The following is a 16047-nucleotide window of genomic DNA, read 5'->3' as shown; positions in this document are numbered from 1 at the left end:
CTGCCCGTCGCCATGATCAATTCACTCCGTGCTAGGAGGATCAGCCTCCCACCCGGGTAGCCGCCTCGGTAGCATCCGAGGCGATGACTTCCCAAGACGCCGAGAAGCCGGCTCAGACCAGCCGGCCGCTCTCCGTCGCCATGAAGGAAGGCTCGGCCGAAGAACACGCCCGCGCAGAGCAGTCACCGTTCGTGACGGAGTTGCTCGCGGGACGGGTCAACAATCGCGGGTATGCCGACTACCTACTTCGGCTGCGTGTCATCTATGCCGCTCTGGAGAACGCCGTTCGGTCTCGTCGCGACGATCCCATGGTGGCCGCGGTGTACGACCCGCTGCTGGAGCGGCTACCTGCCATCGAAGCCGACCTCAAGCATTGGAACCCTCACGGCGGCAACGAGATACAGTCACCCGCCGCGGACGCTTACCGTGAACGCATCGCGGCGGCCTCGTGGGGCGGCGCGCTGGTCGCCCACCACTACACCCGCTATCTCGGCGACCTCTCCGGTGGGCAAGCCATCGGCAAGGTCCTCAACCGCACGTTTTCGCTCGGCGGCGCCGGGCTGGCGATGTACCGATTCCCGCTACGCGCCAAGCCTTTCAAAGACCGCTATCGGGCTCGTCTCGATGCGTTGGGTCTGGGCCCCGACGCGGTTCGCCGCGCAGTTGACGAGGTCAAAGTCGCGTTCGGCCTCAATCAGGCCGTGTTCGACGAGCTCTCGGGCAACCTCCCGGCATATCGGCAGTAGCCCGCGCGACAGGGTCAGGGCCGCCAGAGCGCGATGATCGTGAAGTCGTCGTCGACATTGCCCGAGTCCATCGCTCGCTCGGGGTGTACGTCACGCCACGGATGCCGATCGGCGGCGAAAGCTCCACCGGCGCGGAAAGGGCCGTCGGATTCGTCAGGTACGGGATCAGATGGCCGGCACACGCCGCCTCCACCAGCCCCGAGCCGAGGTCGACCCGCACGGCGATGACCGTGGCGAACGCGCCGGGCAGCATGTGCACACAGAAATTGCTTCGCGTACCCGCTGTTCAACGCCTACGCCGCTGCCGGTCTTCCCCGTGCCAGCGCCCGCGGCTACTCCGCGTCACCGATGGCAGCAAGGCGCGCGGTCACCCGGGCCAGCGCCTCGTCGAAGATCTCCACCTTTTCACCGCGCTTTTCGTTGGCCGGCTGGACGGAGCCGCGGGCACCTGCGCCCTCCACCCGCGCCGCACCCTGACGACGCAACAGGCTGAAATTCTTTTCCCGCGCTTGCCGAAGGCGGCTCTGCAATTCCTTCAGCGACTTCTCGTCCATGCGCTTGAGAGCCTCGGGATGACTCTCACCGATCAACGAGCTTTCCTGCTGGGTCAGGTTCACCTGGTGGTTGCTCACCGTAGATTCATAGCCTGCACCGGACGCGCGGGCGCGCCGAATCGCGGGGCGTAACGCCGAACCGTCACACCCGGGACACTCCACGTTCATGTCGCCGAGCGCCCACCAGATCGTCGAGGACATGGAGTAGTGAACTACTCGTGCTCGCCCGCGGGAGCTGGCGTGACAATCCTTTCGCAGTCAAGAAGCTCTGCAACTGGAGGTGGGGCGATGCTAGGTATTGGAAATCACAACCGCACCGGCGTGAGCGACGCGGTGTTGGTGGCCAAGATAACGGGAGTCTTCGGGGTCGGTGCGGCGATCATCACCGCGGTCCCCAATCTGCTCAGCCACCACGCGCCGCCACCAGTGACGACCGCGGCGTCGGCGCCAACGACCACCAGTTTGGCGAAAGTGCCGGATAGCGGGCTCACCTTCAGCCCGCTCAAGAACGGGAAACTCACCGTGTCGGGCTCCGCCCAAAAAGACGTCCGCGGCATGTATGTGGCGATAGGACCAAAGCCGTTGGGCGAGTACGACACCGGTTGCGGGAATGTCGCCCACGGACGGTGGCAAGCTGTGGTCCCCACCGATGAGTCGTGGCCAAACTATCCGCTAACCACCGTCCCCACTTACGGTTCATGTCCCAGTGCCGGCGGGGCGGCCAGCCTCGATTTCACTTTCAAGAAGACCGGAACGACGACGACGTCACCGCCACCGCCGGGTCAGGTATTGGATTGCACGCGGCAAAACGGCCCCAGCTGCCTTACCGGTCCGGGTTACGGACCGCCGACGGTCTACCAGCCGAATCAATGATTGGAAGTGCTATTCGGTTGCGCTAATTGTGGATTCCGCCCAGTTCGTGTGCCACCGCGTCGAACGCGTGCAGCGTGTCCCACAGCATTTGCGGATCCCCCGCGTCCGGCTGGGTGGATAACTTGGCCGCGACCAGCTCGGCCGTCCGGTTGACGTAGATCATCTGGCCGCACATGCCTTGGCACAACACGACGTTGTTGCCCGGGTAGGGAAACCACACCTGGTTGCGGTACATGCCGCCGGGCATCTGGGTGTCGTCGGGGCTGGCGGCAAATGCCTCGCGGGAGTCCGGACCGCCGTCGAGCGTGTCGGCGATCCAGGCGGCCGGGACCACGTGTTGTCCGGTCAGCGAAACACCGTCATGTAGGTACAGCGATCCGAACCGGATCATGTCGCCCAGGCAGGCGTTGATCCCGCCGTCGAAAAATCCGGTGCCGGCCGTGTCGACGGCGATGGTGGCGTCACATTGGGCACCGATGCGGCTCCACAACAGTTCCGACATCAGCTCGGGCATCCGTCGACCACCGGCCACCTCGCAGATCCAGCCGAGCACGTCGGTTTCACACGAGCGGTATTCGAAGGGGCCGCCGTGCGCCGACTTCTGCTGCAGGGTCAGCAGAAAGTCACGCAGGGTGGCGGGGACGTCCGGGCTGCTCGTGGGTGCCCATCCCATCGCCTGGTCGAGGACGTGGATCTCCGCGGTCGGGTGAAGGTAGTTGTCCGAGAACGCAATACCCGAGCGCATGTCCAGCAGGTGGCGCACCGTCGCACCGGCATAGCCACAATTCCCCAGGGCCGGAACATATTTCGTCACCGGCGCATCAAGCTCGATCGCACCTCCCTCGTGCAGCGCGCCCACCACGGCGCCCACCAGCGACTTGCTCACCGAGAACAGCAGGTGCCGGGTCTGAGGACCCATGCCGTCGAGGTACTCCTCGGCCACCAGCGAGCCGCGGTGGGCGACGGCCCACCCGTCGGTAGCGGTGCCGGCCATCACCGCGCCGACGGTGGTGGCGATCCCCTCTGTGCTGGTCAGCCCGATGCCGGCGATCGGGGCGCGGGCTGTGGGCAGCGCCGCGACCGGTCCGTTCCCGCGCGAGATCACCGCGGTCGGCACGAAGTCTTCGATGTGCTGGAACGACCAATGTGCATACGGCGGCGACAGCCAGTTGTCCAGCGAGATACCGGCCGGGCTGCTCACGCTCGTGCGACGAGCCGCGAGACGATCGGCGCGGCGGGCGTCAGGGGCGTCGAGGTGAACTTCGCCTTCATCCCCTTGACCCAACGTTGGCAGCGCTCGCTGAGCTTATAGTCGTCCGTCTGCAGGTGTGAACGGGTGACGAGCACGCCGAGTTGGGCGCCTTCGGAACGCAGGTCGCCGGGCGCCGCGACACGCATGTAGAAGGCCTCGGAGCCGTCGAGCAGCGTCGCCCAGTCGTTGGCGGTCCGGGAGAAGGAGACCCGGCCGTCGTCGTCGATGCGCCATACCCCGGTGCGCGGCGTCGCGGTGAAAATCTCGATGTCCGGCGAGGTTTCGGTGAGTATCACCTGGCCCCAGACCTCGTCTTCGCCGTAGCCCTGCTCCCAGCGCGAGTTGATCTCATCGATGTCGAGCTCGTAGTCCACGTCCATGTACTCGAGCAGGTGAAAGAGAAACAGCGGCATGTCGGCGTAGGCCTCGGTGGTCAAGTTCGTCATCGGGCTGGCGCCGGACAGGCGCGGATTGACCTCACCGAGGTAAAGCTCGTCGGAGTCGAGGTCGTGCAGCAGGTCCACCTCGAAGTAGCCGAGGTACCCCTCGCGGCGCATGACGTCGCCCAGCTTTGTCACCATTTCCCGCGCGGCGTGCGTCTGGGCGGGCGGCAGCACCTCGTGCCAGATGTCGTTGCCGCACCAGCTGCCCCGGCTCGGCGTCAGCTCGGAATAACCGACGAGGCTCGTCATCGCCGGGCCGACCACGGTGCCGTGGCGGGTGACGGCACCCTCGAGGCACACCTCGACATTGCGGATCCGCTTCATCACTTTGAGGTCTTGGCCGACCAGATCACCGGCGTGCTGGTCCCAGTCGCGCTGACCGCGCACGAAGAACGTCCCGCTGCCGGCGTTGCCATACGCGATCGAGATGACGAGGTCATCTCCCAAGCCGGCGCCTTGTGCGAGCGCCAGCAATTCGTCGTAGCAGCCGGCCCGCCCGATCGTATTGGGCACACTGGGCACCCCCGCCTCGTCGGCCAGGCGCGTCATGACGATCTTCGAGCCCAGACGATTGCGCAACTCGATCGGCGGATGCATCACCTCCAGACCCGCCGAACGGGCGAGGGCCTGGATTTCCTCGTTCATCATCACAAAGCAGCACTTGCCGCCGGGGCCTTTGCCCGCGATGAACTCGAGCGTCTCGGGATCGGACAACAGGTGGCTGCACACCTCGTCCATCGAGTCGAAATCACGGCGGTCGCGCCGCCGCGGCACGAACACGCGCGAGTGGGTGCCCTCGAAAGAGTCAAAGTAGGTCAGATAGAAGAAGTTTCGTATCCAGCGGTCGACGCCCAGCAGGTTGAACGGGGTCGGCGAGATGAAGTACAGCGGCACCTTGTTCGTGTGGAAGAACGCGCGCACGTCCGAGATTCCGTTCAGCATGCGACGTGGCTCTGGCGGCATGCCCACAAGTGTGCCCCTGCCCAGGGCTGTGCGCAGGATTTCCTGCTTCGTCGTCAATCTCAGGGCGAAAGCTGAACATGGCCGCCCGGTGGCCGCGGCGGCGGGGGCGAAGGCGCCGGTGGGGGCGGCGGTTGTGGCGCGGGTTCCTGCGGTTGCGGTCCGGGCCCCTGCGGTTGCGGTGCGGGCCCCTGCTGTTGCGGCGGCGGGGTCACCGGCCGTTGCGCGCGGGGTGGGGGTGACGCAACAGGGGGCTCGAGCGGCTTGACCGTCGGCGCCGGGATGTCCGGCGGCGGATCGGGTGTGATGTCGCCCAACGGGGTCGGGCCGATCAACGCGGCGAGCATCGGGCCGCCCTCGCTGGCTACCGCTGCGGCAGCGACGACGCTCGAGCTGCCAAGCAAAGCGATGATCGCCGCACACCACGCAGGTACCCGTCGCGTGCGCCCCCTAGTCTGCGGGTTCGCGCGAAAGTCGAGTGGTGAGTCACGATTCCGGCCAGTTACGATTTCCATCATTGCAGGCGCTGGTTGCCTCCATTGTTACCGCTTGGTGTCGATCAAATTAGGCGCCGAGCCGGTGACACCGACGAAGCGAGAATCTTGCCGTGCGCACCCACCTCACCGGGCTTGCAGGCGCTCTGGTTGGCGCCTCGGCGCTGCTCGCCACCGCCGTGATGTGCGCCGGTGCCGCCAGGGCCGACGCGCAGGAGGACCAGTTTGTGGCGTTGCTGGCCCAATTACAGATCCCCGTCATCGACAATGTGCCGGGGCTGGTCTACCGCGCCCACGAAATCTGCGGCGAACTCGACCGCGGCGCCTCGTTCCAGTCCGTCGTCGACGAAGAGACGAACACGACATATTCGGGCAGTCCGCAGTTGCGCCTGGTTCCCGATCGCGTTACTCGCACGGCGGTCAAGTTCATCACCGCATCGGTGACCGTGTACTGCCCAAGCCATCAAGGCCTGATTCCGTAGCGTTTGCGTTGCGCACCAACATGATTCACCACCTCAGCGGTACGCAGGTCGGAACCCACCCGTCGAACACCGAGCCCGACAACGGGCCGAAGGGCTTGGGTTGCCACGCCTTGGGGACATCGCCGCCTTTCCAGTCGAACCAGAAGAACGGGACCTCGGCAATCCACACCTCGAAGAAGGCGAACAGCAGCTCCCGGGCCAGGTGCGACGCCGGACACCGATGTGGTCCTCCCCCGAAGCTCCAATGCCGATGCGGACCATCCAGTTTCATGTGGTGGCCCGACATGGCGTCGGCCTCGTCGCGGTGAACCATGCCGACGCACAACTCGACCGGGGACCCGGCCGGGAGCGTAGTCCCGCCGACCGTCACATCGCGAGTGGTGCGCCGTGAAGCGGTCTTTGCCCCGCCATCCAACCGCAGCAGCTCTTCGATGAAATCACCTAGCAGGCCTGGATTTTCGCGTAGCTCCTGCTGAAGCATCGGCCTGCGCGCCAACAGCGCCAGTCCGGCCTTGATGGGGTACGACGCAAACACGAAGCCGCGGACCACCGACCCCATCAGTCCCATGACCTCTTCGTTGGTCAGCGGTTCGTCGGCGAGACGGCTGATCACGTCCGGTCCGCCAAGCGGGGCCCGGCGGATCATCCCGACCAGCTCAGCGTTGACCGCATCGATCGGAACGTAGGGCGGCAGGCCGCACACCGGCCCGGATGCGGTGAAACAGAGAATGTCGGCAACACGTGCACCATCGCAGCGATCCAGTTTCGCTACGGCGCCGACGCCTTCTTGGATGAGCCCCCGGATGGACTTCAACATTTCCCGCGAGCTGCCCGGGTTGAACAGCTCGACCAAGAGAGCGTGGTACGGGCCGAAATGCGGGTTGCCGGGCATCATTTCGCCCTGACGGCTGGCGAAAAGTTCGCCGTCACGGAGCCCGGCGAGCACATCGTCGCGGTGCCACAGCGTGTACACGCCGTTGGGCCCGGGCAGCGCTCGTTGACCGGCTCGCTCGGCGGCCGCGTGCCACTCCCGAAAAGCCGCGGCTGCATCCTCGTCGGACCGCATGACTTCCCGCGCGGTCGCGCCCCCGGACCCGGTCACCGCGCACCACCGACTTTCCCGATCGGCGGCCGCCGCGAAACCCGCACCAACCGCACCACCTGCAACTTTCCGCCACTCTATCCGCAGGATCGGCCGCACGGCACGCCGCGCGCGCCCGTCTCGTCGATCTCTCGGGTGGGTGCCGCCAAGGATTTCTAGAGGATCTCGCAAGTGACTCAGCCCATGGTGAGTTCGTCCACGCAAACAACTCACGAGGTTTGGCCATGACCAGCTACCGCATACCTGCCCTGATCGCCTCGGGCGTCGCCCTCTTTGCCGCCGCGGCCGCGATGCCCGCCACTGCGCAGGCAGCAGCACCGGACCGCTACACCGTCATCGCCTATTCCCCGGTGACCGGCTGGACAGGCTGGGAGAACAACGGCACCACGATGGAGGAGGCAACCCACATAGCGCTGGGCAACTGCCAGGTACACGGCGCCGGCTGTACGGTCGCGGCATGGGCCCGAAACGCTTGCATCGCTTTAGCACTCGGCGGCGGCCGATGGGGCGCCCACTGGGGGTTGACGCCGGCGGCAGCCCAGAACGCCGCCCTGGCCATGGTCCCCAACGGCCGCATCGTCGAGCTCCACTGCACCGGGTAATTCTCGGCTAGGGTTCGAAGGCCGGGAGAATGGATCCCGAATCGCGAATCTCCCAGATGCTTTTCTTGCTCACACCATCGAAGTTGATCTTGTTCAATGTTTCTCGCGAATACGTGAGGTCGATCGCGACTTGCGTCGAGGTGTTGCCGTACGGGTCGGTCATCGGGAACGTGCCCTGAACGTTCACCGCGGCGGCGTCAGGATAGGTCGCTCTTGCGTACCTGAGAATGTCGATGGTGTCGTGCCGTGCACCGTCTTTGATCATCGTCTCGGTGTAGTTGTCTCGGATCGCAAATCGGGCGTTGATTACTTCACCATTCGGACCCGGAACAGACGCGAAGCTCACTCCGTCGGGCTTTTTGGGGCCGCTCGCTGAAGGTGGCGCATTCGGTGCCGACGGTCCGGTCGCGGTCACAGTGCTCGGTGCGGATTGGTTGTCTGCTGTCTTGTCGAAAACCCAGCTTCTGCCCACGACGATGACGAGGACAAGCGCGGTGAGTGCCGCCAAGGCCAGGGCGGTCGCATTTCCGCGGAGATCGTTCTTCGGCCGCTCTAGCTGCGGCGGCCCCGACTTCGGCCGGTCGGTGGAGTCCGCCCGCTCCGCAGCGAAAGCCCACTCGCTGGTCCAATTGCTGCCGTCGAAGTACCGCTGCAACCCGTGACCGACCCCCGCGGGGTCTGGGTACCATCCCGGCGCCGATTGCGGCGGCGGTGGGGGCGGATGTTCAGATAGCATCCCTGCACCTTCGTCGAGCCGCTGCCTTTCGGGCTACCCGCCACGGTGGCCTCTCAAGCGAACCCGCCTTCACCTGGTCGGTGTAGGCGCGTTCCGGAAGTACTGGCGGGGTGAACGGCACCTGAAGTTCAACGTCTGAGCCGAGACAAGATTCCGTCGACAGCGAAATTGGTTCCGAAGATAACCTCAGCCCGCCCGGATTCGCCGGATGCGGGAACTGCCGGTGAGCTCACCGACGGTGCGGACAATCAACAACCCGCGCCGCGACCGACTGTCATCTCCGTCAAATGCCCACACCGCATCCCCGTATCCAACCAAACCGAGAATCCCTGCCGCGTCGCCTCATGACAGAAATAGATGTCCTGACCAGGCACCTGCGCCGACGGACACCACATCGGCACGTCCGGATCCCACCGCTGGATCACCCTGCGCCGGATCGCGGTGAACCCCATCGCCACCGCATCCACCTCGAACAACCTGCGGTCATCCGTTTCCAACCATCCCCGCAATACATCCGGTTTCACATTCCGGTACATCGGCTCCGCGCGCGTATTGCCCAGGGTGTAGGCATTCACATAGTGCGGCGGCTCATGCATGAAATTCATTGAGCCGACGATATCGACATCCTCGTCGTAGCCGGTGACCCGCAGAAACGCGTCCAAGGGCGGGATGATGTCGTCCTCGAACACCACCAGCCAATCCCACTCACCGAACGCCGACACCGCCGTGTTCGTGATGCCGTCCATCGCGCTCGGCAGCGGCACACCCTCGGTAGACACCACCCCCACGCACGGGCTTTTATCCATCAACATCCAGTTGTAAAACCACGCCACCGAGACGTGTCGGTACATCGGCATCCCGACCACGATCTTCGGGCCAGAACTAGCGCACTGCAGCGGCAACAAGATGCGCTTCACGAAACGCCCTGACTCATAATTCCGGCACCCTACACGGACCGGACGGTCGGGTGAATGAATGAAAAATGACGAAAGTTACAACCCTCCAAACGATCTCCATGGCTTTGTATCCGGCACCGGCTACGAGTGTGCGACTGGCGCCGAGCAAATCGTCACGCCCGTCCGTCAAGGAGAAGGGCTGGGTCGCTGCGCTCACGACAACGTCGGAGCAACCGGCCGCATCGCCGAAGTTGCGGTGCGACCCGCCCGTCGACGGTGACCGCGGGCGCGGTTGCTGCCTGGCGTCAAGTCGAAGCTTCTACGTCGAATCGAAGTTGCTCAAATCTATTCTCCCGCTTTGGATTCATGATTTCGTTCGGCTCCAGCCGTTTCCCTATCCTTTACCGCAGGCCCGCACACGTATTCACGCATAGCCGAACTCGCCGCAGAGCCCGTCGAAAAACTCAGCAGCAGAACCATTTTCATACAAATGCACCGTGGACCTTAAGCGTGCGGTCGCTCGGCGTTTACGCGTGCGGCGTTAGATCCTCCTGTCCTGCTGAGGAATCGGCGCGTTTGACTGGGAAATGAGTAATACCATGGATTTTGGTTTGCTTCCGCCGGAAGTCAATTCCATTCGGATGTATACGGGACCGGGCGCGGCGCCGATGCTGGCGGCGGCGGCGAGCTGGGACGCGGTGGCCGCCGAGCTGGAGTCGACCGCCGGTAGCTACTCGTCGGTCATCTCGTGGCTGACCGACGCGATGTGGTGGGGCCCGTCTTCGACGAGCATGTCGGCGGCGGTGATGCCCTACGTCGGGTGGCTGCACCTCGGCGCCAAAGCCGCCGAGCAAACCGCGACACAGGCCTACGCGGCGGTGGCAGCCTATGAAGCCGCATTTTCAATGACGGTGCCGCCGCCGGTGATCGCGCAGAACCGGGCGTTGCTGATGGTGTTGATTGCCACCAACTTCTTCGGGCAGAACGGCCCGGCGATCGCGGCGGCCGAGGCGCACTACGCCGAGATGTGGGCCCAAGACGCGGCCGCCATGTACGGCTACGCGGGGTCCGCTGAGTCGGCGAGCACGCTCGCCCCGTTCAGCGAGCCACAGCAGTCCACGAACCCGGATGGGCCGAATGAGCAGGCCCGCGCGGTGGCCCAAGCTGCCGGCAACGCCACCAGCGCCCGCACCCAATCGCTAACGCAGCTCGGCTCGCAGGCCGGTTCCCAGCAACTCGGCTCGACCGCCGCGGATCAGCTGGTCCCGACCGCAGGTAGCGACCCCATCCTCGGCCAGGGCACCAGCATCATCAGCACCGGGGCTGAAGGCTCCGCGACGATCCACCCTGTCTCCGGCTCCACCGTCATCGTCACTGTGCAAAGCGGCACCGCCTCCGTAACCCTCCCCAACACCAGCTCCGCCATGCTCCTCACCGCGACCAGTGGTCCCTTCACCATCCCGCAAGGCAGCACTGTCTTTGTCAGCGAGGGCAGCACCGTGTCCGTTGACGTCGTGACCGGCACCGCGAACGTCATCGGAGACGGCGACGTCATCATCACCACTCTCACCACTCCCCTCACCTCCACCCCGGCCACGGGTGCGCCCGCGGTAGCCGCGAGCAGCACACCGGGCCTGGCCGGCACCGCGGGAATCCAACCTCAATTGAACGTCGACGCGATGTTGGGGACCGCGGTGTGCACGCCGGCCCGCGGGGAATTGTTGGAGGCGAGCGCCGTGGCCGCCCCGGCGGCCGCGTTGGCTGGATGACCGTGTAGCGCGTAGTGGATCCGGTGGTCGACCGCGGTGCGGCCGATGCCGCTTGCCAATCACTTCGGCGGGTAGGCCGGCGGCGGGTACTGGCCTCGCAGGATCCACGCAAACCAGTCGAGGCCGTATTCAAGCTCGTCCGACGCGTCGTAGTCGGGGTTGGGATCGAGTGGCACATTGTCGGAGCGATCGCCCAGCGCGGGCGGTCGGGAGTCGGGCCGGGAGGGCCGCGGCGGATTTTGTGGCTGCCCATAGACAGCGACCACGACCGTACGGTCCGGGCTGTTTTCTGACCACACCCCGATTTGGCTGTTGGCGCAATTGGCCATGACGGCGCGGTCGGCGGGGTCGTTGTACCACCGGTTGATCAATTCGATGCCGCTGATTGCCATCGCGGGGTTGATTGCCACGGTTTCTTGCACGTGTCCGTTGTATCCGGACGCGTTGGCACGATCTTGTGGCGACGACCCATCCGAACCGATATCGCCGTCGAGGGCACGGTTGTTGAGCACATCGCGGGCGTGCCACTCCGCGGCCAGCTGCAGCTGTGGGCTGATCCTGACATCGTTGGTGCAGCCGGCTTGTTGCTGCACGGTGTACACGTTGGCGACTACACCGTCGTTGAGCCGTTTGTTGTCGGCGTGTGCTGCCGAAGCCAGCGCGATGGTTGCGGTAGTCAGCAGTACCGGCGCGCCCAGCAAACCTACCGGCAGCACCGCCGTTTCCGCTCTTGGCCTGGTCATGTTATCTCCCAACCTGATTGGATCAGCGCGACGACTCGGACATACTGCTTGCACACCAACGCTTTCAGTGCCCGTCCGATGCGAATCATTTGGGATCGAATCCCGAGATGAGCCATTTGCCATCAGTTTTGGTGAGTGATACCTCGACCACCGAAGTTGTGTTCGTTGGCGCGTCGGTGCCGACCGTGATCGTTTGATCGACGAAAACCAGTACGGCAGCTGAATTCTCAGTCGCCCACTCCGACGCGGCGGCCGGTACCGTCGCGGTGGTAGCGATCTGCTTCTGCTTGGCCCCCGGAATGACGACCTTCTTGACCAGGTCTTCATACGAGTTGCGGAAGGATCCGGTTAGCAGATTGGCGGCAGCCGTCAGTTTGGCGTCGGCGGTTTCGGGCGTATACGAAAGCATCGCGACGGTGGCATTGTTCGCGGCCTGAACCGATGCGAGGCGAGCGTCAGCGACCGCGCGGATGGTTGCATCCTCATATTTCATCCAGGCTGCCCCCACGCCGGCGAGCATCGCGAGCACCGGTAGCACAAAGGACACGAGGACGCGAATTATGCGGCGTCGACGCCCGGGCTGCTCGGCGGTGTTGTCCAGATCGGGGTGATCGTCGCCGGCGGGGCTGAGCAGACCGAGCGCCTCGGCTTCGTCGTCGTTCGCCATTGCTAGCTTGGGCGTGGTCATTCGACGAACTCCACCCGCGAGACCTTTACATCCCCGGCAACTCGCTGCAAAGAAATTCGCATGCGCCAGGCGTGTGGCTCGACGCTGGGCTGCCCATCGGTGGTGGTCTTGACCCCGACCGCGACCAGCACCTGCGCTTCGTTGCCGGCCGCCGATTCCACGCCTGCCGCGGTGATCGTTCCGACGGATTTCGACTTTGCCTGCTTGACCGCTTCGACAAAGGGTCCGGATCGATCCGCGAAATCGTCGTGAAACCGGCCGGTCGCCGCATCCACGATTCGTTGCACGTCGGAATCAGCGTGCTGCCAGTCGATCGTCGTAAGATTCAATGCTTCCTGCCGAGCGATTTGCAGAAACTGATCGCGTTGGTGGGCGGCTTGTTGTGCGTGCTGAACGCGCAGCGCCATCCAGCCGGCGATCGAACCCATCGCGAGAAAGACCACCACCATGATCGCGATGCCTGACCGGGCAGGAGTCAGCAGCCGCATGGGTCGCGAATCATCCTGGACTTCACCACCTTCGACCGGCGGCGCCGTAACCACGACGGAATTCGTCTGAACGTCATCGTCGTCGGCGATCTCCGCGGAGGGTGGCTCCGTGCCGTGCGGGCGCTGCAGGTTTTTCACCCGTCTCGATAAGCCCACGTTCTAAACCTCCTTACCCGCTCTGCTCGAAGTGCCGGCCTCGGTGCGCCTGTAGCGGCATCACTCCTGCTCGGGGCGGCCCCCCGCCACCACGTGCGCGGTGGCGGGGCGCCCGCCTGTCATGACGCGGCAAACGCGTTACGCGGAAACGGAATCCGTCGCGGTTACCCTGGGCATGACCTCGGTGCCGAACAGCTCGATCGAACGCATGACCTTGTCGTGAGGTATCCCGCCGATCGCGTGACTGGTAATGATCTGATCGAGGTCGAGGGCTGCGAAAGAGTTGACGGTCTTCAGGCACTCGTCAGGAGTGCCGACACTGATCACACCCAGGTCGATCAGGGCGTCGATCATGTTGCCGTACTTGGCTACGAGCCGCTCGATGTCGGCGGCGTCTTCCGGCAACATCTTCGCGTAGATCTCGTAGCCGGGCTTGCCCGATACGGTCGAGAAGAGCTGGAATACGTTGGCGCTGTACCACTCGACCGCGGGTCCGCCCACCGCGCGTGCCTCCTCGCGTGATTCGGCGCAGTGAGTCAGCACATAAGCCGCAACTTGATCGTTGATCTCTTCCGGCGGCTTCGGGCATTGCTTGATCGCATCGCGATAAACCTCGATCAGCGGCGCGAGTTTCTCGGCGTGACCGATGATGAACGCGAGGACGCCCAGACCGTTGCGACCCGCGATCTCAAAGCTTTCCGGGCTGCTCGCCGCCATCCACATGGGCGGACCGGGACGTTGCACCGGCTTCGGCCAGATCTCGCGCGACGGCAATTTCATGAAGGTGCCGTCGACACCCGGGTATGGCTCGTCTCGCCACATCTTCGGGATTTCCCGCAGGGCCTCCAACCACATTCCGCGGGCGTCGGCAGGGTCGATTCCGTACGCCTCCAGTTCGCTTGCGGTAGCGGCGCGTCCAGTTCCGAACTCGACACGGCCTTTGGACAGGATGTCCAGCGCGGCGATCCGTTCGGCGACGTGGTAAGGCGGGTTGAACTTGGGCGGCAACAGAACGACTCCATGACCGATACGGATCCGCTCGGTGTGCTGAGCGAGCGCCGCAAGCCAGACCTCCGGAGACGAGCCGTGCGAGTACTCGGTCAGGAAATGGTGTTCGACATGCCAGGCATAGTCGAAGCCAACACTTTCTGCGAGCTTGGCTTGTTCGATCGCATCCCAGTAGTGGTTGTACTCAGCCCTGTCCGGCCATGGCCGCGGCCCGAGTTGCATCTCCCACAAAATCCCGTACTTCATCTGTTGCCGACTCTCCTTCGTTGCTTGGTAATAAGAAGAACACCACGAGTCGGGCTGGGGGTCATGCGTAATGGCTACGCTACGTAGCCGTGGTCGGATCCACGCTTGATCCGTCCCGGCCCTGAGCCGAGTTGCAGAGCGTAGTCGATACGCTTCGCCTGGCGAGCTCCCTGGCGTTAACTGTTGCGGGTGAGCACCAAGCGCAGAATATGCACGTGGCCCGGCGGGCAAGGGAATCACGAATGCATGTGACCGATCACCTGAGAACGGCAGCCCGTTGCTGGCCCACGCGATGCGCGTTCGGCGGGGACGGTGGAGACATCTCTTTTTCGGCCGCGTTCGCCAATGTCAACAAGATAGCCCGAGCGCTGGCTGACGACGGGTTCACCGCGGGGACTCCGTTCTCTCTGATCAGCCCGAACGACTCGCGAACCATAGTCGCGATGCTCGCCGGCCTGCGGGCCGGCGGCGCGTGGTGCAACGTCAATCTGGGCGCTCCGATCGAGGTCACCGCCGAGGTGCTGCGCCGCGGCGGCTGCCAGACGTTGTTCTTTCACTCTTCAGTCGCCGACAAAGTCGCGTTCCTGGCCGATCACGTGCCGAGTTTGACCCGCATATTGTGCGTCGATTCAGCCGACACCGAGCACCCGTCGGTCGAGCAATGGGCACAAGGCTATTCGGCGGACCCGTTGGAATTACCCATCCCGGGAGGGACACTGGGTTGCCAGGGAGTCACCGGGGGAACCACCGGTGAACCGAAAATCACCCAGGCTTCTCATGACTTCTTGCTCATGTCGACCCTTGCCTGGGCGACCTGTTGGCACTTCGACGATCCACCAGTCAATTTGGCTGTAGCACCGATCACCCACGCAGGCGGCATGATCGCCTTGGCGCAGATGCAGTTCGGCGGCACGACGATCTGTATTTCCGCACCCGATGTGGCAGAACTCATCCGTCGGGTGGAAGAAGATCGGGTCACCACTATCTTCCTGCCGCCGACGTTGCTTTACCGCGTGCTGGCCCACCCGACGCTGCCGCAGTCGGATCTGTCCTCCCTGCGCTACGTGATCGTTGGAGGTGCTCCGATCGCTCCCGACCGAATACGCGACGCGGTGCACACCTTGGGGCCGGTGATCGGACAGGCCTACGGGCAGACAGAAGCCGGATTCCCGCTGACATGGATGTCACCGCCAGAAGTCGCACGTGCGGTCGCCTCGGGTGACATGAAGCATCTATTATCCTGTGGCAGGCCGACATTCATCAGCACTCAGCTGGAGGCAATGGCGGCAGACGGCACCATCCTGCCCCCGGGCGAAACGGGTGAGATTGTGCTGCGCGGGCCGACCACGATGATGCGCTACCTGGACGATCCCGCAGCGACTGCCGAGGTGCAACGTCACGGCTGGCATCACACGGGTGACATCGGCTACCGCGACGAAGACGGCTATGTCTACATCACCGATCGGGTCCGCGACGTCATTATCTCGGGCGGGTTCAACGTTTTTCCGTTCGAGGTCGAACAGGCGATCCTCGAACTCAGCGAAGTAGCCGACTGCGCCGTCATCGGCATCCCGAGCGAGCAATGGGGAGAATCCGTGCACGCCTGCATAGAGCTCAACGCCGGCGCCCAGATCGACGAGGCGGCGTTGATCGATCACTGCAAGCGTCGGGTGGGTTCGGTCAAAGCACCGAAGACGGTCGAATTCGTCGCCACCCTACCCCGAAGCCCGGTGGGCAAGGTCCTCAAACGCGAACTCCGTAGCCCCTTCTGGGCCAACCGGGCGCGATCCATCGTCTGATCTCCAGATG

Annotated in this window: 18 protein-coding genes; 5 read left to right on the top strand and 13 right to left on the bottom strand. The window is 64.4% G+C overall.

From position 1 onward, the window contains the following. Window positions 1-83: 83 nt before the first annotated feature. On the top strand, window positions 84-746 hold the full coding sequence (locus BN973_RS14545) for a biliverdin-producing heme oxygenase (protein WP_036468952.1): 663 nt from the start codon (window positions 84-86) through the stop codon (window positions 744-746). On the opposite strand, the gene BN973_RS31060 is transcribed toward BN973_RS14545, so the two are convergent. From BN973_RS31060 to BN973_RS30520, 6 genes are all read right to left on the bottom strand, one after another. Continuing rightward, on the bottom strand, window positions 691-999 hold the full coding sequence (locus tag BN973_RS31060; RefSeq protein ID WP_139830033.1) for a SpoIIE family protein phosphatase: 309 nt from the start codon (window positions 997-999) through the stop codon (window positions 691-693). The two genes, BN973_RS14545 and BN973_RS31060, sit on opposite strands and share 56 nt — an antisense overlap. Before the next feature lie 79 nt (window positions 1000-1078). Next, on the bottom strand, window positions 1079-1501 hold the full coding sequence (locus BN973_RS14540) for a hypothetical protein (RefSeq protein WP_232232087.1): 423 nt from the start codon (window positions 1499-1501) through the stop codon (window positions 1079-1081). Between the two features lie 104 nt (window positions 1502-1605). Continuing rightward, window positions 1606-1821, bottom strand: a complete 216-nt coding sequence (locus tag BN973_RS31705) for a hypothetical protein (protein WP_232232086.1) — start codon at window positions 1819-1821, stop codon at window positions 1606-1608. Between the two features lie 374 nt (window positions 1822-2195). Beyond that, window positions 2196-3374, bottom strand: a complete 1179-nt coding sequence (locus tag BN973_RS14530; protein ID WP_036468949.1) for a serine hydrolase domain-containing protein — start codon at window positions 3372-3374, stop codon at window positions 2196-2198. Beyond that, window positions 3371-4831 carry a biotin carboxylase gene (locus tag BN973_RS14525; RefSeq protein WP_036468948.1) on the bottom strand — a complete coding sequence of 487 codons (1461 nt, stop codon included), beginning with the start codon at window positions 4829-4831 and terminating at the stop codon, window positions 3371-3373. The genes BN973_RS14530 and BN973_RS14525 overlap by 4 nt, the downstream gene beginning before the upstream one ends. Window positions 4832-4890: 59 nt before the next feature. Next, window positions 4891-5175 carry a hypothetical protein gene (locus BN973_RS30520; protein WP_084163404.1) on the bottom strand — a complete coding sequence of 95 codons (285 nt, stop codon included), beginning with the start codon at window positions 5173-5175 and terminating at the stop codon, window positions 4891-4893. Between the two features lie 260 nt (window positions 5176-5435). Between BN973_RS30520 and BN973_RS14520 the strand changes: the two genes are divergently transcribed. Then, window positions 5436-5804: a DUF732 domain-containing protein gene (locus tag BN973_RS14520; RefSeq protein WP_051641265.1), complete on the top strand. Its 369-nt coding sequence runs from the start codon at window positions 5436-5438 to the stop codon at window positions 5802-5804. Between the two features lie 25 nt (window positions 5805-5829). On the opposite strand, the gene BN973_RS14515 is transcribed toward BN973_RS14520, so the two are convergent. Continuing rightward, entirely contained in the window at window positions 5830-6906 is a 1077-nt protein-coding gene (locus BN973_RS14515) for a cytochrome P450 (protein ID WP_139830031.1), read from the bottom strand. Window positions 6907-7130: 224 nt separating this feature from the next. Between BN973_RS14515 and BN973_RS29940 the strand changes: the two genes are divergently transcribed. Further along, the gene (locus BN973_RS29940; protein ID WP_051641264.1) at window positions 7131-7508 is read left to right on the top strand and encodes a DUF4189 domain-containing protein; all 378 of its coding nucleotides are present in this window, start codon (window positions 7131-7133) and stop codon (window positions 7506-7508) included. Window positions 7509-7515: 7 nt separating this feature from the next. On the opposite strand, the gene BN973_RS14500 is transcribed toward BN973_RS29940, so the two are convergent. Both BN973_RS14500 and BN973_RS14495 read right to left on the bottom strand, forming a co-directional pair. Further along, the gene (locus BN973_RS14500; protein WP_036468945.1) at window positions 7516-8244 is read right to left on the bottom strand and encodes a DUF2510 domain-containing protein; all 729 of its coding nucleotides are present in this window, start codon (window positions 8242-8244) and stop codon (window positions 7516-7518) included. A gap of 248 nt (window positions 8245-8492) precedes the next feature. Further along, window positions 8493-9077, bottom strand: coding sequence for a hypothetical protein (locus BN973_RS14495; RefSeq protein ID WP_139830030.1), 585 nt, complete (start codon window positions 9075-9077; stop codon window positions 8493-8495). Between the two features lie 662 nt (window positions 9078-9739). Between BN973_RS14495 and BN973_RS32005 the strand changes: the two genes are divergently transcribed. Further along, window positions 9740-10909, top strand: coding sequence for a PPE family protein (locus BN973_RS32005; RefSeq protein WP_051641263.1), 1170 nt, complete (start codon window positions 9740-9742; stop codon window positions 10907-10909). A 59-nt stretch (window positions 10910-10968) separates the two neighbouring features. Here BN973_RS32005 and BN973_RS14485 read toward each other — a convergent pair whose 3' ends face one another. From BN973_RS14485 to BN973_RS29935, 4 genes are all read right to left on the bottom strand, one after another. Beyond that, window positions 10969-11652 (bottom strand): CAP domain-containing protein, encoded by a 684-nt coding sequence (locus BN973_RS14485; protein ID WP_139830029.1) that lies wholly within the window; start codon window positions 11650-11652, stop codon window positions 10969-10971. An 85-nt stretch (window positions 11653-11737) separates the two neighbouring features. Then, window positions 11738-12340, bottom strand: coding sequence for a hypothetical protein (locus tag BN973_RS14480; protein ID WP_232232085.1), 603 nt, complete (start codon window positions 12338-12340; stop codon window positions 11738-11740). Next, a complete protein-coding gene (locus BN973_RS14475; RefSeq protein WP_139830028.1) occupies window positions 12337-12984 on the bottom strand; it encodes a hypothetical protein in 648 nt (215 codons plus the stop codon). The genes BN973_RS14480 and BN973_RS14475 overlap by 4 nt, the downstream gene beginning before the upstream one ends. A 138-nt stretch (window positions 12985-13122) precedes the next feature. Further along, window positions 13123-14238 (bottom strand): LLM class flavin-dependent oxidoreductase, encoded by a 1116-nt coding sequence (locus BN973_RS29935; RefSeq protein ID WP_051641261.1) that lies wholly within the window; start codon window positions 14236-14238, stop codon window positions 13123-13125. 209 nt (window positions 14239-14447) lie between these two features. On the opposite strand from BN973_RS29935, the gene BN973_RS14465 reads away from it, so the two are divergent. Beyond that, complete coding sequence (locus tag BN973_RS14465) at window positions 14448-16037, top strand: class I adenylate-forming enzyme family protein (protein ID WP_084163403.1); 1590 nt, start codon at window positions 14448-14450, stop codon at window positions 16035-16037. The last annotated feature ends 10 nt before the right edge of the window (window positions 16038-16047 follow it).

Source organism: Mycobacterium triplex, from assembly GCF_000689255.1.
GTDB classification, from domain to species: Bacteria; Actinomycetota; Actinomycetes; order Mycobacteriales; family Mycobacteriaceae; genus Mycobacterium; species Mycobacterium triplex.
This window is presented reverse-complemented; position numbering and strand designations above follow the sequence as displayed.

What these genes read in the sequence shown, in the direction of transcription:
- BN973_RS14545 (WP_036468952.1), top strand. Translation starts at nt 84, where the DNA reads ATGACTTCCCAAGACGCCGAGAAGCCGGCTCAGACCAGCCGGCCGCTC.
- BN973_RS31060 (WP_139830033.1), bottom strand. Translation starts at nt 999, where the DNA reads ATGCTGCCCGGCGCGTTCGCCACGGTCATCGCCGTGCGGGTCGACCTC.
- BN973_RS14540 (WP_232232087.1), bottom strand. Translation starts at nt 1,501, where the DNA reads ATGTCCTCGACGATCTGGTGGGCGCTCGGCGACATGAACGTGGAGTGT.
- BN973_RS14525 (WP_036468948.1), bottom strand. Translation starts at nt 4,831, where the DNA reads ATGCCGCCAGAGCCACGTCGCATGCTGAACGGAATCTCGGACGTGCGC.
- BN973_RS30520 (WP_084163404.1), bottom strand. Translation starts at nt 5,175, where the DNA reads ATGCTCGCCGCGTTGATCGGCCCGACCCCGTTGGGCGACATCACACCC.
- BN973_RS29940 (WP_051641264.1), top strand. Translation starts at nt 7,131, where the DNA reads ATGACCAGCTACCGCATACCTGCCCTGATCGCCTCGGGCGTCGCCCTC.
- BN973_RS14500 (WP_036468945.1), bottom strand. Translation starts at nt 8,244, where the DNA reads ATGCTATCTGAACATCCGCCCCCACCGCCGCCGCAATCGGCGCCGGGA.
- BN973_RS32005 (WP_051641263.1), top strand. Translation starts at nt 9,740, where the DNA reads ATGGATTTTGGTTTGCTTCCGCCGGAAGTCAATTCCATTCGGATGTAT.
- BN973_RS14485 (WP_139830029.1), bottom strand. Translation starts at nt 11,652, where the DNA reads ATGACCAGGCCAAGAGCGGAAACGGCGGTGCTGCCGGTAGGTTTGCTG.
- BN973_RS14480 (WP_232232085.1), bottom strand. Translation starts at nt 12,340, where the DNA reads ATGACCACGCCCAAGCTAGCAATGGCGAACGACGACGAAGCCGAGGCG.
- BN973_RS29935 (WP_051641261.1), bottom strand. Translation starts at nt 14,238, where the DNA reads ATGAAGTACGGGATTTTGTGGGAGATGCAACTCGGGCCGCGGCCATGG.
- BN973_RS14465 (WP_084163403.1), top strand. Translation starts at nt 14,448, where the DNA reads ATGCACGTGGCCCGGCGGGCAAGGGAATCACGAATGCATGTGACCGAT.